This is a genomic window from Actinomycetospora straminea (assembly GCF_028737255.1).
Taxonomy (GTDB): Bacteria; Actinomycetota; Actinomycetes; order Mycobacteriales; family Pseudonocardiaceae; genus Actinomycetospora; species Actinomycetospora straminea.
On sequence record NZ_JAQZAN010000001.1, the window covers coordinates 168,171 to 183,970 of the forward strand.

At 75.1% G+C, this 15,800-nt stretch carries 14 protein-coding genes; 2 read left to right on the plus strand and 12 right to left on the minus strand.

Features of this window, described 5'->3' with window-relative positions; translation table 11 throughout:
- Window positions 1-46: 46 nt before the first annotated feature.
- From PH190_RS00855 to PH190_RS00905, 11 genes are all read right to left on the minus strand, one after another.
- Window positions 47-832, minus strand: a complete 786-nt coding sequence (locus PH190_RS00855) for an SDR family NAD(P)-dependent oxidoreductase (RefSeq protein ID WP_274229613.1) — start codon at window positions 830-832, stop codon at window positions 47-49.
- 125 nt (window positions 833-957) lie between these two features.
- Entirely contained in the window at window positions 958-2,814 is a 1,857-nt protein-coding gene (locus tag PH190_RS00860; protein WP_274229614.1) for a GAF domain-containing protein, read from the minus strand.
- A gap of 94 nt (window positions 2,815-2,908) precedes the next feature.
- On the minus strand, window positions 2,909-3,994 hold the full coding sequence (locus PH190_RS00865) for an LLM class flavin-dependent oxidoreductase (protein ID WP_274229615.1): 1,086 nt from the start codon (window positions 3,992-3,994) through the stop codon (window positions 2,909-2,911).
- A gap of 35 nt (window positions 3,995-4,029) precedes the next feature.
- On the minus strand, window positions 4,030-4,452 hold the full coding sequence (locus PH190_RS00870) for a nuclear transport factor 2 family protein (protein ID WP_274229616.1): 423 nt from the start codon (window positions 4,450-4,452) through the stop codon (window positions 4,030-4,032).
- A gap of 73 nt (window positions 4,453-4,525) precedes the next feature.
- Window positions 4,526-5,242, minus strand: a complete 717-nt coding sequence (locus tag PH190_RS00875) for an SDR family NAD(P)-dependent oxidoreductase (protein WP_274230039.1) — start codon at window positions 5,240-5,242, stop codon at window positions 4,526-4,528.
- Between the two features lie 2 nt (window positions 5,243-5,244).
- Window positions 5,245-6,054, minus strand: a complete 810-nt coding sequence (locus tag PH190_RS00880; RefSeq protein ID WP_274229617.1) for an alpha/beta fold hydrolase — start codon at window positions 6,052-6,054, stop codon at window positions 5,245-5,247.
- A 141-nt stretch (window positions 6,055-6,195) separates the two neighbouring features.
- Entirely contained in the window at window positions 6,196-7,770 is a 1,575-nt protein-coding gene (locus tag PH190_RS00885) for a long-chain-fatty-acid--CoA ligase (RefSeq protein WP_274229618.1), read from the minus strand.
- Entirely contained in the window at window positions 7,767-8,795 is a 1,029-nt protein-coding gene (locus PH190_RS00890) for an LLM class flavin-dependent oxidoreductase (RefSeq protein WP_274229619.1), read from the minus strand. The genes PH190_RS00885 and PH190_RS00890 overlap by 4 nt, the downstream gene beginning before the upstream one ends.
- Window positions 8,796-8,863: 68 nt before the next feature.
- Window positions 8,864-9,877, minus strand: a complete 1,014-nt coding sequence (locus PH190_RS00895) for a phosphotransferase family protein (protein WP_274229620.1) — start codon at window positions 9,875-9,877, stop codon at window positions 8,864-8,866.
- Entirely contained in the window at window positions 9,874-11,154 is a 1,281-nt protein-coding gene (locus PH190_RS00900) for an acyl-CoA dehydrogenase family protein (protein ID WP_274229621.1), read from the minus strand. The genes PH190_RS00895 and PH190_RS00900 overlap by 4 nt, the downstream gene beginning before the upstream one ends.
- 76 nt (window positions 11,155-11,230) lie before the next feature.
- A complete protein-coding gene (locus PH190_RS00905; RefSeq protein ID WP_274229622.1) occupies window positions 11,231-12,421 on the minus strand; it encodes a CaiB/BaiF CoA transferase family protein in 1,191 nt (396 codons plus the stop codon).
- Window positions 12,422-12,492: 71 nt separating this feature from the next.
- Here PH190_RS00905 and PH190_RS00910 point away from each other — a divergent pair, with 71 nt between their 5' ends.
- On the plus strand, window positions 12,493-12,939 hold the full coding sequence (locus PH190_RS00910; protein ID WP_274229623.1) for a MarR family winged helix-turn-helix transcriptional regulator: 447 nt from the start codon (window positions 12,493-12,495) through the stop codon (window positions 12,937-12,939).
- Window positions 12,936-14,369 (plus strand): MFS transporter, encoded by a 1,434-nt coding sequence (locus PH190_RS00915; protein WP_337993776.1) that lies wholly within the window; start codon window positions 12,936-12,938, stop codon window positions 14,367-14,369. Before PH190_RS00910 ends, PH190_RS00915 begins: the two co-directional genes overlap by 4 nt.
- On the opposite strand, the gene PH190_RS00920 is transcribed toward PH190_RS00915, so the two are convergent.
- Window positions 14,332-15,669 carry a hypothetical protein gene (locus PH190_RS00920; protein WP_274229624.1) on the minus strand — a complete coding sequence of 446 codons (1,338 nt, stop codon included), beginning with the start codon at window positions 15,667-15,669 and terminating at the stop codon, window positions 14,332-14,334. The genes PH190_RS00915 and PH190_RS00920 overlap by 38 nt on opposite strands.
- Between the last annotated feature and the right edge of the window lie 131 nt (window positions 15,670-15,800).

The following is a 15,800-nucleotide window of genomic DNA, read 5'->3' on the forward strand; positions in this document are numbered from 1 at the left end:
AGAAACTTGCTAGTCGGTTCACAAGTATCGTAGCAGGCGGGTCCGGTCAGAAGTTGCCCTTCGCCGACCAGCCGCCGTCCACGGGGTAGGTCAGGCCGGTGAGGAACGCGCCCTCGCGGAAGAAGTACGCCACCATCGACGCGACCTCCTCCGGGCGCCCGAGCCGGCGCACCATGTGCGCGTCGGCGTTGGCCTGACGCATCTCCGGGGTGATGTCGGCGAGGATCGGGGTGTCGATCGTCCCCGGGGCGATGGCGTTGATGAGGACGTGGTGCGGCGCGTACTCGAACGCCGCCTGGCGCGTCAGGGCCGCGACACCGCCCTTGGCCGCCGAGTAGGACGCGAGGTTCGGCAGGCCCCGCAGCGCCGCGAGCGACGAGATGTTGACGATGCGCCCGCCGCCGCGCTCGATCATCCCGGGGATCACCGCGCGCATCCCCAGCCACGGGCCCTTGAGGTCGGTCGCGATGACCTCGTCCCACGCCTCCTCGGTGAGCCCGGTGACGCTGTCCTCGCTGATCAGGTTGACGACGCCGGCGACGTTCGCGAGCAGGTCGACGCGGCCGAAGGCGCCGACGACGTCCTCCACCGCGTCGGACCAGGCCTGCGCGCGGCGCACGTCGACCCACACCGCGCGGGCGGTCCCGCCGTCGGCCTCGATCTGCTTGACGGTGTCGGCGGTGTCCTGGATGTCCGCGCACGCGACGAGCGCGCCCTCGGCGGCCAGCCGCAGCGCGGTGGCGCGCCCGATGCCCTGGGCGGCACCGGTCACCAGGGCGACGGAGCCGGCGAGGGACGCGGTGCGCGGGTCGGGGACGGGGCTCGAGGTCATCTGCTTGCCTCCGGGGGTGGCGGGCGGGGTGACCCCAGTCGACCCGCGCTCCGCTCCCCCGCGACAGGACCGCCCGCGCCGGCGGTTGTCGGCGGGCACAAGATCCGCGACACCAGCCCGCGACGTCAGCCCGCGTCGCGGAACCACCCGGCGAGCTCGAGGATCTGGAAGGCCGCCCGCGCCGCGAGCAGGGTGTCCAGCGACGCCGGGTCCTTGCCCGTGATCTCCCGGATGCGCCCCAGCCGGTAGCGCACGGTGTTCTCGTGGACGCCGAGGTCGGCCGCCGCCCGCTGCACGCGGGCCTCGGCGGCGAGGAACGCCCGCCACGTCGCGAGCAGCGCCCCGTCGGCGCCGTCGTGCTCGCGGACCGGACGCACCAGCTCGTCGGCGAACCGCACCGCCTCGCGCACCCGCCCGCTGGCCACCACCACGCGGAACAGGCCCAGCTCGTCGAGGGTGACGACGCGCCGCGACCAGCCGAACGACCGCGCCAGCTCCTCGACCTCGCGCAGCTCGCGGTGGGCGCGCGGGAAGTCCTCGGGCTCGCGGCACACCGCGGACACGACCCCGCCGCGCACGTGCACCCGCGGCAGCACGGCGTCGGCGACCGCGGCGATGTGCGCGCGGACCTCGTCGGGGTGCGACACCCCCGCGCCGTCCCCGAGGCGCACGAGCACCACCACCGCCCCGGGCAGCGTCGTCGCCGGCGCCTCGTCGGTGCCCAGCCGCGCGGCGAGGTCGGCGACGACGAGCCGGCGCGCCACCGACGCGTGCAGGTGCCCCTCCCCGCCGTCGACCGCGATGCGGACGAGGACATGCGGCTCGGTCAGGTCGATGCCGAACGGCACGCCGCGGCGCGCGAGGTGGGCGACGTCGCGGTGGCTGTGGAGCAGGTCGGAGAGGAAGTCGTCGCGCGCCTGGCCCTCGGCCTCGATCTGCCGGCGCTCGGAGAGCACCTGCAACGCGAGCACCGTGGCGCCGCGCTCGGCGAGCTTGGTGTCGAGGTCGCCGAGCGCCCGCCCGGCCTCGACGACGGTGAGGTAGCCGCTGGGCCGGCCCTCCACGATGAGCCGGCAGACGACGTGGCGGCGTCCCAGCCCCAGGGCCGACGACGGCTCGAGCACCGTGCTCGGCCGCGCCGCGGAGAGCTCCGCGAGGGCCGCGCGCAGGACGGGACGCTCGCGGGCGCGGTCGCCCAGCACCGGCGGGCCGGAGCGCAGCGGGGCGGGCGCGGTCCAGGTCAGCACGGCGAGGTCCTCGTCGAGCAGCGCGACCGGGGCGCCCGCGAGGTCGGACAGCAGGCCCACGACGGCCCGGATGTCGGCGCCCTCGAGGACCGCGCCGGTCAGCCGAGCGTGGACGTCGGCGAGGTACTCGAGCGTGCGCTTCTGCCGGTCGAGCTCCTCGGCCTGGGCCGCGAGGCGCGAGGCCTGCAGCGCCTGGCGGATGAACAGGGCCGCGAGGCGCCCGAACAGCTCGGCGAGGGAGACGTCGTCGTCGGTGTAGGTGTGCTCCTGGGCGACGTTGTCGACGAACACGAGCCCGATGACCTCGCCGTCGAACACCAGCGGCACGCCGAGCATGGCGCGCACGCCCCAGTGCTCCATGGTGCGGCGGTGCGGGCGGGGATCGTTGGGGACGTCGCTGATGAGCACCGGGGCCGCGCTGCGGATCACCTCGCGGCTGAAGGCGTCGCCGGGGATGCCGGCCTCCTGCGCCTGCACCGCGGCGCTGATGTTCCCGGCCTCGCCGCACCAGCCGGCGCCGCCGCGGAAGCGGCCGTCGTCCTGGCGCAGGTAGACGGAGCACCGGCTCACGCCGAGCAGGTCGCAGAGCTTCTGCCCGACCAGGGCGAGCAGGTCCTCGAGGCGGGTCGCGGTGATCGCCTCGGTGGTGACCTCGGAGAAGGCGGCGATGACCTCCCGCTCGCGCGGCGTCCCGCCGGCGACGGCCGGGCGTGCGGGGGCGAGGGGGGTCGCCATGCCGGTACCGCCTCCCCGTCGACGCGTCCGCAGGCCGAGTCTGCCCTGCGGACCGCGCCGAGGGGGAGGGGTCACGACGCTCCGGAGCCCGGCCTCAGACCGCGGCGGGCGTCTTGCTGCGCATCTTGTGCAGCTCCGGCACGACCTTCTCGCCGAACAGCTTCATGCTCGCGTGCACCTTGTCGTAGGGCAGGCCGGCGTAGGAGAAGGCGAGGTTCGCCATGAAGTCGCCGACGGCGTCGCGGCGCTCCTCGTACTTGCCGATGATCTGCTCCGGGGTGCCGTAGACGTTGGCGTCGACGTAGGCGCTCGCCGCGGTCTCCATGCCCGCTTCGCGGATCATGTCCGCCCCGACCTGGTAGGCCTCGTAGCCCGGCGTCTCGCGCCAGTGCGAGCCGGCGAAGTCGTAGTGCTTGATCACCGACAGGAAGTACCGCGAGATGTACTCGTGGGCGACCGCCTTCGCCTCGTCGGGGTCGGAGTGGCAGTAGGTGAAGTCCTGCAGCAGCGGCGGCCCGGGCTCGGTGCCGTGGTGCTCGCGGTGCAGCCCGCGCCAGCGGTCGATCGCCTGGGCGTGCGTCCCGATGTCGTACTGCATGAACGTCATCATCTGCACCGGCAGCGACGCGATCGCCGGGATCGAGTCCGGCGACATCGCCACGCCGAACAGGCGCCCGTCCAGCGAGCGGCTCGGGCCGGGCCGGACGGCGGTCCGCGGCTGGTGGTAGTGGGTCCCGTCGTGCTCGACGATGCCCTCCTCGAGACCCTTGATGATCATCGGGGCGGCCTCGTCGAAGCGTCCGCGGGCCTCGCCCATGTCGACCCGGAAGGCCTCGTACTCCATCTTCGCCAGGCCGCGGCCCATCCCGAACAGCACGCGCCCGTTCGACAGGTGATCGAGCATGATCACCTTCTCGACCACACGCAGCGGGTCGTTCCACGGCAGGATCACCGCGCCGGTCCCGAGCTTGATCCGCTCGGTGCGCCCGGCCAGGTACGACATGATCTGCAGGTTGTCGGGGCACATCGAGTAGTCGTCGAAGTGGTGCTCGGCCGACCACACGGAGTCGAAGCCGTACTGCTCGGCGAGGATCCCGAGCTCGGCGTCGGAGCGGAACACCTCCTCGTCGGTCTTGTCCGAGAACCAGTTCTGGAAGACGAGCAGGACGCCGACGTCCATGGATGTACCTCCTGGGGCAGTGGGGTGACGGCCGGTCAGCCGAGGAAGATCGCGCGGGTGTGCTCGGTGTCGAGGTACTCCCTGACGCGGCGGATGCGGCCGCCGGAGAGCTCGAAGACGAAGTGGTAGTGGTTGTTGTAGACGCGGCCGTTGGTGAGCTCGGCGTACGACTCCGTCTCGGCCGCGACCCGGTCGCCCTCGGCGGTCAGGGCCCTCGGCGTCAGCGCGATCGCGCCGGTCGTGGAGAGCGTGGACAGCCCGGCGAGCATCTCGCCGAACGCGGCCTTGTCCTTCTCCCCCGAGATCCCCTCGATCGTCCCCGCGACCCACCAGGTGGCGTCGTCGGTGAGGAACTCGAGGATCGCGTCGACGTCGCCGCGGGAGAACACCTCCATGAACTCCGTGACGACGGCCTTGTTGGCGTCTTCCTTGCTCTGGGTCGCTGCCTCGGTGCTCATGCGGCCGACGCTAGGAACGGCGAGGGCGGCGACGGAACGTCACGGCTCGGTGACCGTTGGAGGTCTGCACAAGTCATCCGGCACCGCCGAACGTCGCCATGAGACCGCCGTCGACGGGCACGACCGCGCCGGTCATGTAGGTCGCGCCGGCCACGGCGACGACGACGTCGGCGATCTCCTCGGCGGTCCCGGTGCGCCCCGCCGGGATCGCGGCGACGATCCGGCGGCGGGCGGCGGCCGAGACGCCGGCGGTCATGGCGGTGTCGACGAACCCGGGCACGACGAGGTTCACGCGCACCCCCGCCGGCGCGAGCTCCACCGCGAGCGACCGCGTCAGGCCCGCCAGTCCCGCCTTCGCCGACGCGTAGGCGCTGTCGCCCGGGAAGCCCCGGAAGCCGACGACCGCGCCCACGTTGACCACCGCGGCGCCGTCGCCGAGGTGCGGCACCGCGGCGTGGCAGACCTCGTAGGCGCCGGTGAGGTTGGTGGCGAGCACCTCGTCCCAGCGCGCGCGGTCGAGGTCGGCGATGCGCCCGCCCCGGTGCACGCCCGCGCAGTTGACGACGACGTCGACGGCGCCGAGGTGCTCGTGCGCCCGGGCGAGCGCGGCGGCCACGCCGGCGCCGTCGGTGACGTCGGTGGGGATCTCGAGGACGTCGTCGGAGGGGTAGGGCTCGGTGGCGGGCGTCCGCGCGAGGACCGCTACGGCGCCGCCGGCCTTCGCGACGTGGTCGACCACCGCCCGCCCGATGCCCCGGGTCCCCCCGGTGACCAGCCAGCCGCGGCGCATCGTCACCGGGCCGTCTGCGCCAGGAACGAGCGGAGCTCGGCGAGGTAGGTGTCGCGGGCCTCCAGGTGCGGGGCGTGGCCGACGCCGTCGAGGGCGACGAGGCGGGCGTCGGGGTACAGGTCGATCGCGGCCTCGGCGCCGGAGAACGCGACGAAGCCGTCGTTGCGGCCGTGCAGGACGAGGACCGGGACGTCGAGCGTGCCGATCGTCTTGCGCTGGTCGAGGGTCGCGAGGTCGCGGATGGCGTGGTCGCCGCGCGGCCCCATCTCCATGAACATGCCCCACATCCAGTCGACGACGTCGCTGCTCACCGGCACCGCACACACCGCCTGCGCGACGCCCCGGAACGTCGTGGCCCGGTCGGCGGCGGCGCCCGCGAGCACCGCCTCGACGTCGTCGACGGTGCCGCCGTGCGGCCAGTCGGGCGCCGACGTGTAGCGCGGGGTGGCGCCGCCGGTGAGCACGAGCCCGCCCGCCGCCGAGCCCAGCCGGGCGACGGCGTCGACGGCGACCGCGCCGCCGAGCGACCACCCGTTGACCACCGGGCGCTGCAGGCCGAGGTGCTCGCACAGCCGAGCGACGTCGGCGCCCATCGCCGCGATCGACACGTCGGCGAAGTCCTTGTCGGACCGGCCGTGCGCCCGCGAGTCGACCAGGACGACCTCGTGCCCGTCGGCGTGCAGGGCCGGCGCCACCGTGTCCCACGCGTGCGCCGTGACCCCCCAGCCGTGGACCAGCACCACCGGTTGGCGCTCCCCCGCGTGGTGCTCGAAGTAGATCCGCCGACCGTCCTCGACCTCGAGGTGTCCCACGTCGTCCTCCCGCTGGTCCGCGCCGCTGGTCTGGTCGTCGCGGACGCTAGGAGCGGGCCGCGCAGGCCCGGGAGGCGTCGGCACCGGCGGCGTTGTGGCTTCCTCCAAGGTGCGCTCCGCGCACGTGAGCACTTCAGCGTGCTAGAGCACTTCTTTCTGCTCACCTGCGCGCAGCGCACCCCGCAGGGCGCGCTTGTCGACCTTGCCGACGCTCGTGCGCGGCAGGGCGTCGACGACCTCGACGCGGTCCGGGCACCACCAGCGCGGCACCCGTCCCGCGAGCGCGCCCAGCACCGCCTCCGGGTCGAGGCCCTCGCCCGCCGGCACGACGACCGCGACCGGGCGCTCCTGCCAGCGCTCGTGCGGCACCGCGACCACGGCCACGTCCGCGACGCCCGGCGCCTCCAGCAGCGCCGCCTCGAGGGCCAGCGAGCTGATCCACTCGCCGCCGCTCTTGATGAGGTCCTTGACCCGGTCGACCACGCGCAGCCGGCCGTCCGGGTCGATCGTCGCGACGTCCCCGGTGTGCAGCCAGCCGTCGGTGAACGCCTCCGGCCGGTCGCCGCGGTAGTAGCTGCTCGCCACCCACGGCCCGCGCAGCCAGAGCTCGCCGCGGCTGACGCCGTCGTGCGGGACGACCGCCCCGTCCTCGTCGACCAGCCGCCAGCGCAGCCCGGGCAGCAGGCGGCCCTGGGTGCGGACCTGCTCGATCCGCTCCTCCGGGGTCGCGTCGGGCTCGGGCGCGGAGAACGTGGCCATCGGCGAGGTCTCGGTCATCCCCCAGCCCTGGAACGCGGGCACGCCGAGGTCCTCGGTGATCGCGCGGATCAGCTCCCGGCTCGGCGTCGACCCGCCGAGGACCAGCGCGCGCAGGCTCGACAGGTCGGTGCCGGTGCGCCGGACGTGCTCGACGAGGTCGACCGCGAGCGTCGGGACCATGCCCAGGTAGGTGGCCCGCTCGCGCTCGACGATGGTCGCGACGTCGGCGATGCGCGGGTGCGGGCCCGGCAGCACCTGGTCGGCGCCGACCATGAACGCCGCGAGCGGCACACCCCACGCGTTGGCGTGGAACATCGCGACGAGGTGCACGACGCGGTCACGGCGGGACAGCGCGTGCCCGTCGGCGAGGCCCGCCGCCATGGTGTGGAGGTACAGCGCCCGGTGGGAGTAGCCGACGCCCTTGGGCGCGCCGGTCGTCCCGGTCGTGTAGCAGAGGGCCGCGAGGTCGTCCCCGTCGCGCGGCGGCGGGCCCTCCAGCGGATCCCCGGACGCCACGAGGTCCTCGTACGCCAGCTCCCCCGGCTCGGGCTCGCCGTCGAGGACGACGACGCGCATCCCCGGCCGGGCGGCCCGGGCCGGCGCGGCGGCCGGGCGCAGCGCCGCGTCGAGGAACAGCACGCTGTCCTCGGCGTGGTCGACGACGTAGGCGATCTCCGCGGGGTCGAGGCGCAGGTTGACCGTGTGCAGCACGGCCCCGGCCAGCGGTACGGCGAGGTAGAGCTCGAGGTGGCGGTGGTGGTTGCCCGCGAGCGTCGCCACCCGGTCGCCGGGGCGGACGCCGAGCGCGACGAGGGCGCCCGCGACCCGGCGGATGCGCGCGTCCTGCTCGCGGTAGGTGCTGCGGCGCACGCAGACGCCGTCGACGTAGTCGACGATCTGCCGGTCGGGAGCGTGCTCGCGGGCGTGGTCGAGGAACGCGGTGACGAGCAGGCTCACGCCTGGGCCACCGGGGTCGCCAGGCGCTGCTTCACCGCCGGCGCCACCTGCGTCGCGAGCAGCTCGACGCGCCGCGACCCGTGGTCGACCGACTCGCCGGGCAGCTGGGCCCAGAAGTGCACGTCACGGATCTGGGGCCGGTCGGTGAGCATCGCCGTGAGCTCCTCGACCGCGGTCGCCGGGTCCCACAGCGTGAACGCGCCCGCGGCCACGATCTGGCCCGGGTCGGCGAAGCGGGGCGTCGCGTCCGGCGGCCCGAACGCGCCCCACGCGATGTAGGTGTTGAGCTGCTCGAGCACCAGCGGGCCGATCTCCGCCCACTCGCGCTCCGGGTCCTCGGCGACGAGCGCCCACTGACCGGCGTAGATGCGGCCCTGCTCGCGCGGCGTGCCCTGGCGCTCGAGCGCGTCGAGGTAGACCGCGTGGTGGTGGTTCTGGGTGGACAGGAACCCGTCGCCGATCCGCGCGACGCGCTCGATCGCCGGGTCGGCCATCGCCCCGACCAGCAGCTGTGGCGGCTGCTCGGGCTGCGGCGTCACCGGCAGGCCCGGGAACCGGTAGCGGCGGCCCTCGTACGGCTCGGTCGACCCGGACCAGGCCCGCCGGATGATCTCGACGCCCTCGGTCAGCAGGCTCGGGCGGTTCTTGATGTTCTTGCCGAACGCCGCGAACTCGCGCTCCCAGTAACCCTGGCCGACGCCGAGGTCGAAGCGCCCGCGGGTGAGCAGCGAGACGGTCGCGGCGTCCTCGGCGAGCCGGATCGGGTCGTGCAGCGGCGAGACGATGAGGTTCGTGCCCACGCGCATCCGGCGGGTCCGCTCGCCGATGGCCGCCGCGAGCGTGAACGGCGAGGGCGTGTAGCCGTCGTCGCAGAAGTGGTGCTCGGTGAGCCACACCGAGTCCAGCCCCAGCTCCTCGGCCCACGCGATCTGGTCGAGGACCTGCCGGTAGAAGGTGCTGAACGGCCGGTCCCGCACCGGGTTGCGGAAGTCGTACCAGAGCCCGAACGCGACCTCGTGATCCATGCGCCCGATGCTGGCGAGCCCGCCCGCCCCGGCGGCACCACCGAGGTCGCGGGCCCTTGTGGACTCCTCTAACCGCGCGCCGTCGCCCAGGCCTCCTCGAGCAGCGCGGGCACGTCGCGCTCCAGCGCCGCCGCGTACGGGGTGTCCAGCTCGCCCCGGCGGTACTGGGCGTAGGCGGCCTCGACGATCGCGGCGAGCTTGAACAGGGCCAGTACGCGGTAGTACACGACGTCGCCGACCGGGTGCCCGACCCGCTGCTCGTAGCGCGCCACGAGGTGCTCGACGGGCGGCGCGCCGGGTCCTCGGGACACGGCCTGCAGGGCGGGCATGGCCGGCGGGTCGACGGTCCGCGGACCCCAGAACCCGAGGAGCAGCCCGAGGTCGAGCAGCGGGTCGCCGATCGTCGCCATCTCCCAGTCGATGACGGCGAGCAGGCGGGGCTCGGTGCGGGCGAACAGGCAGTTGTCGACGTGGAAGTCGCCGTGCACGAGGCCCGGGCGGAAGGTGGCGGGGCGCCGCTGCTCGAGCCAGGCGGCGAGCTCGTCCATGAGCGGCAGCGGGCGGCACGCGATCTTCTCCCACTGCCCGTACCAGCGCCGCACCTGGCGCTCGAGGAACCCGTCCGGGCGTCCGAAGCCGTCGAGACCGACCTCCTGCCACGCCACCCGGTGCACGGCCGCGAGCGCGTCGACCACCTCGTCGGCCAGCGTCGCGACGGCGTCCGCGGGCCACGTCGCCGGCAGCGTGTCGATGATCGAGACGGCGTCGGGCAGGTGCTCCATGACGAGGAACGGGCCGCCGGGGACGTCGGCGTCCTCGCAGCACGCGGCCGGGCGTGGGGCCGGGGCGCCGGCGGCGGCCAGCGCGGTGAGCACCCGGTACTCGCGCCCGACGTCGTGCGCCGACGCCGACAGGGCGTGGCGCGGCGGGCGGCGCAGCACCCACGAGGCGCCGGCGGCGTCGGTGAGCAGGCAGGTCTCGTTGGAGTTCCCGCCGGTCAGGCGCTCGAGGCGCCAGGGGCCGGTGCCGTCGAGGTGGTCGTCGAGCCAGGTCTGCAGGCCGTCGGCCACGGCGAGGGTCACACGGTCTCCAGGGGGTGCTCGAGCACCTCGGCGAAGCGGGCCAGGGCGGCCGCGCGCCGGGTGGGGACGTGCTCGGTGGGCGTCGGTGTCGGTGTGTAGTCGCGCAGCAGCCGGCGGGCGACGCTGACGCGGTGCACCTCGTCGGGGCCGTCGTAGATGCGCGCGGCGCGGGCCCAGCGGTACATCTGCTCCAGCGGCATGTCGGTGGTGAAGCCCAGCGAGCCGTGGATCTGCACGGCGCGGTCGAGGACGTCGTGCAGCACCTGCGCACCGTGGTACTTGATCATCGCGATCTCGGTGCGCGCGGCGGGCGCGCCGACCCGGTCGATGCGCCACGCCGTCTGCAGCGTCAGCAGCCGGGCCGCCTCGATCGCCGCGGCGCTGTCGGCCACCCAGTTCTGCACCGTCTGCTTGTCGGCGAGCGGACCGCCGTGCACCGAGATCGACACGGCGCGCTCGGCGAGCATGTCGAAGGCGCGCCGGCAGACCCCGATCCAGCGCATGCAGTGGTGGATGCGCCCGGGCCCGAGACGGCGCTGGGCCAGCGTGAACGCCTCGCCGCGCCCGCCGAGGAGGTTCTCGGCCGGCACCCGCACGCCGTCGTAGACGACCTCGCCGTGCGCCCACACCGGGTTCTCCCCGCCGGGGTCGTTGAGCAGCCCGAGGTCGCGGACGCGGATGCCGGGGCTGTCGCCGGGCACGAGCAGCATCGACATGCGGTGGTACAGGTCCGCGTCGGGCTCGGTGACGGCGAGGACGATGTGCAGGTCGCCGCGCGAGGCGTTGCCGACCATCCACTTCCGCCCGGTGATCACCCACTCGTCCCCGTCGCGCTCGGCGCGCGTCGTGAACTGGCGGGGGTCCGAGCCGGTGCCCTGCTCGGTCATCGCGAACGCCGAGAGGATGCGGCCGTCGAGCAGCGGGTCGAGCCAGCGGCGCTTCTGGGACTCGGTGCCGGCGAGCGCGATGAGCTCGGCGTTGCCCGAGTCGGGGGCCTGGCAGCCGAAGACGAACGGCGCGAGCTCGCTGCGCCCGAGCACCTCGTGCAGCAGGCCGAGGCGCAGCTGCCCGAAGCCCTGGCCGCCCAGCTCGGGGTCGAGGTGCGCCGCCCACAGCCCGCGCTCCTTGACCCGCTCCTGCAGGGGCGCGGCGAGCCTGCGGAACGTCGCGTGGTCGAGGTCGAGCACCTCGAGGGGGTAGATCTCCTCCTCCACGAAGGCCCGCGCCCAGTCGAGCTCGGCCGCGAACTCCGGCTCGGTCGAGAAGTCCCACGCCATGGTCGGGGACGCTAGGGAGCCACGGAGGTCGTCGCGACCGAGCACGGGGACGTCGTTGGAGCTTCGTCCAACGCCGTCAGATCACCCCACGGGCGCGCAGGCCGGCGCGGGCGGCCCCGTCGACCCCGATCTCGGCGAGCACCTCGTCGGTGTGGGCGCCCAGCGGCGGGCCGAGGTGGTCGACCCGCGCCTCGACCCCCGAGAGCCGCGGCACGGGCGACTGCACCAGCAGGCTCCCGACCTCGTCGTCCGGGACCCGGCGGAACACCTCGCGCGCGACCATCTGCTCGTCGGCGACGAGGTCCGCGACCGTGTACACGGGGCCGGCGGCGATCTCCGCGGCCTCGAACACCGCCATCGCCTCGTCGGCCGTGTGCCGCGCGACCCAGGCCGCGACCACCGCGTCGACCTCCCCGGCGCGGGCGAGGCGGCGCTGCGGGTCGGCGAGGTCCGGGTCCTCGGCGAGGTCGGCGCGCCCGATCGCCCGGAACACGCGCAGCGCGACGGTCGGCGCGCTGCCCGACATGGCGATCCACCGGTCGTCGGCGGTGCGGTAGGTGTTGCGCGGCGCGGAGATGTCCCACCGGTTACCCCGCCGCCCCGGGACCTCGCCGGTGACGTCCCAGGTCAGCAGCGCCTGCTCGATCAGCCGCGCGAGCGGGTCGACGAGGTTGACGTCGACGAGGCGGCCCTCGCCGGTGCGGGTGTCCCGTTCGTAGAGCGCCGTCATCACCGCGTACGCCGCGGTCAGCGACGCGACCCCGTCCGCGAGCATGAACGCGGGCAGGGTCGGCGGACCGCCGGCCTCGCCGGTGAGGTGGGCGAACCCGCTCATGGCCTCGCCGACCGTCCCGAACCCCGGCCGCTCCGCCTTCGGCCCCTCGAGCCCGAAGCCGGTGACGTGCAGCACCACCAGCCGCGGGTCCTGGGCGCGCAGCCGCTCGTGGTCGAGCCCCCAACGGCGCAGGGTCGCGGGGCGGGTGTTGGCGACGACGACGTCGCAGGTCGCGGCGATCAGGCGCGCGAGGTCCTGGCCGTCGGGGGTGCGCAGGTCGACGGTGACCGAGCGCTTGTTGCGGGACAAGCTCTTCCACATCACGCCGACCCCGTCGCGCTGCGCACCCCAGCCGCGGATCGCGTCCCCGACGCCCGGCGGCTCCAGCTTGACGACGTCCGCCCCGAACTCGCCGAGGTACGTCGCGGCGAGCGGGCCGGCGGCGAGCGAGGCCATGTCGAGGACGCGGAGGCCCGCGAGCGGGAGCGGCACGGGCACGACGGTACCGAGGATGATCGACAGCCTAGGCTGAACAGTCCACCCTGATTAGCTATGCTGAGGACATGCCCGGCACCCAGGAGCTCAGCCCGTCGTCGGTGCGCGCGGCGCACGAGGTCCGCGTCGCGATCGGGCGGCTGCGACGCCGGTTGCGCGAGACGGCCGACCGCGACGAGCTCACGCCGTCGCAGACCTCGCTGCTCTCCCGCCTCGACCGCGACGGCCCGCGCACGGCGAGCGAGCTGGCCGCCGCCGAGGGGGTGCGCCCGCAGTCGGTCGCGGTGTCGGTGGCCGCACTGGAGGAGCGCGGGCTGGTGACGCGGCGGCGCGACCCCGACGACGGCCGCCGGCAGACGATCTCCGTCGCGCCCGGTGGCCGGGCCTTCCTCGACAGCACGCGGGCCGCCGGCGAGGAGTGGCTGGCCCGCGCGCTGCACGAGCGGCTCACCGAGGACGAGCGCGCGACCGTCGTCGCGGCGATGGGGCTGCTGGACCGGGTCGCGAGCCGGTGACGTCGGCCCTCGAACGCCTGCGGCCCGGAGGAGCACCCGCTCCGGACCGCTTCGACCGCCGCCTCGTCGTGCCCATGGTGCTGGGCTCGATCCTCAACCCGATCAACTCGTCGATGATCGCGGTCGCGCTCATCCCGATCGGCGCGGCGCTCGGGGCGCCGCCCTCGCAGACGGCCTGGCTCGTCTCCGGGCTCTACCTCGCGACGGCGATCGGCCAGCCGGTGGTGGGACGGCTCGTCGACCTCGTCGGCGCGCGGCCGCTCTTCCTCGCCGGCGCGACGCTCATCGGCGTGGGCGGGCTGCTCGGGGCGCTCGCGCCGTCCATCGGGGTGCTGGTGCTCGCCCGCGTCCTGCTCGGGCTGGGCACGTGCGCGGGCTATCCGGCGGCGATGACGATGATCCGCGGCGAGGCCGACCGCACGGGCCGCGACAGCCCCGCGGGCATCCTCACCGTGCTCGCGGTGTCGACGCAGACGGTCGCGGTGATCGGTCCGACGCTCGGCGGCTTCCTCATCGGCGTCGGCGGGTGGCGGCTGACGTTCACCGTCAACGTCCCGCTGGCGCTCGCCTGCCTCGTGCTCGGCGCGCTGTACCTGCCGCGCCCGCGGCGCACCGGTCCCGCCGGACTGCGGGCGGTGGTGCGCGCGGTCGACCCGACCGGCGTGGCGCTGTTCGTCGTCACCCTGGTGTCGCTGCTGCTGTTCCTCACCCACCTGCGCGCCGACCTGTGGTGGCTCGTGGCGCTGACGGTCGTCGCCGGCGCCGCGCTGACGTGGTGGGAGCTCCGCGCGCCGCTGCCGTTCCTCGACCTGCGCCTGCTCGGCGGCAACCGCCCGCTGCTCGCGACGTACGCGCGGGCGCTGCTCGCCGCGATCACGTCGTACGCGCTGCTCTACGGCTACACGCAGTGGCTCGAGGAGGGTCGCGGGCTGTCGTCGCAGGTCGCCGGCCTGGTCCTGCTGCCCGTGTTCGGCACGGCGATCCTCGTGTCGTCGGCGACGGGGCGACGGCCCGAGATCCGGGGGAAGCTGGTCGTCGGGGCCGTCGGTCAGGTGGTCGTGGCCGCGCTGCTGCTGCTCCTCGACGCGGGCAGCGGGGTCGGGGCGCTCGTCGTGCTCGCGCTGCTGGCGGGGGTGCCGCAGGGCCTCACCAACCTCGCGAACCAGAACGCCGTCTACGCCCAGGCCGACCCCGACCGCCTCGGGTCGTCGGCGGGGCTGATGCGGACGTTCTTCTACCTCGGCGCGATCGCGGCGTCGGCGGCCAACGGGATCGTCTTCCGCGACGGCGCCACCACCGCGGGTATGCACGAGCTCGCGGTGGTCATGCTCGTCGCGTCGGGGCTCTTCCTCGTGCTGACGCTCGCCGACAAGTCGCTGGGGCGCACGACGCTCAGGAGCGGCTCGTCTCCCGCGGCCGCAGGTAGATGAGGCGGCGGGACGAGGGGGGCGCGGGGTCGGGGTCGGGCTCGGGCGCTGGTGCCGCGGCGGGGGACTCGGGCGCCGGTGCCGCGTCGGCGGGCCGGCGGGCCTGCGGGATCGCCAGGTCGTCCTCGCCGTCGGGCCGGGCCTGGTCGCGCCGGGCCTGGTCGCGCCGGGCCTCGATCTCGAGGATCGCGCGGTGGGTGCGGGCGACGAGGTCGGGGTCGGCGCGGTCGAGGGCGGCGGTCAGCCAGCGCAGCGCGCCGCCGTCCCACCGGCCCGGGTCCGGGGTGTGGGCCGCGGAGCGCGCGGCGAGCACGACGCCGAGGCGGTACAGGGCCTCGGGCTCGAGGTCGTCGGGCGGGACGCCGGTCGCGAGCCACAGCGCGACCTGGTCGTCGCCGCGGGCGAGGGCGACGCGGGCGAGGCGCGCGCGGTCGTCGGGGGCGAGGCGGTGCCAGAGCTCGCGGGCGAGGTCCTCGGGCACCGCCCAGCCCGCGGTGTCGCGGTCGGCGAGGTGCGAGAACAGGCGGTCGGCGGCCAGGGTGCGCCCGCCCGGGAGGGCGTGCAGCAGGCGCACGCCGCCGTGGTCGGCGCGCAGGAGCTGGCGCACGACCCCGCGCAGCTCCGCCGGGGACGGGGCGGGCGTGCCGAGGGCCGCGAGGTAGGGCGGGGCGAGCTCGACGAGCAGGGCGGGTGTCAGCGGGAGCGGGACGCCGAGGCGGTCGTGGTCGACGGCGGCGCGCAGCAGGGCGAGGGGCGCGCGCGACGACCAGCCGACGGGGTCGAGCACCGCGTGCGCCCGCGCCACCGGCCGGACCGTCTCGCCGATCGGCGGATCGCCGGGCACCACGACCAGCGCGTCCGCGAGCCGCGCGCGGATGGCGGGGGCGAGGTGGGCGTCGAGGAAGGTCCGCCGCGTCGTCAGCACCAGGCGCACCGCGGGCGTCAGCGCGGCGTGGACCTCGGCGGTGAGCTGGTCGAGCAGCGACGGCGGCGCGTCGTCGGCCACGACCACCACGGGTCCCGAGCGGGCGGCGACGGCGCGGGCGGTGCGCAGGACGGCGGCGAGGTCGGCGCCGTGCGGATCGGCGACGGGCAGCAGCAGGCGGTCGCCCAGCATCCGGCGCAGCGCGCGGTGGACCGCCCGCGAGGTGCCGGCGAGACGCTCCCCGGTGACCACGACCAGCGGCCTGTCCTGCCCGCACGCGTCCTCGAGGGCGTCGTCGACCGGGCGCGGGACGTAGGGCGCCCCGGCGTCCGGGTCGCGGACGCCGAGCAGCTCCGGTCCCGCGTCGCCGACCTTCACCGGCTCGCCACGCTGCGGTGTTCGCCCCCTCGCCATGCACGAAGTGTCACCGGGACACGGACGAGTGACCAGTCCTGACCTCGCCGTCACCCGTTCGCTCGGCGTGTCCCGCTCGGTAGATCGAGGCGTAC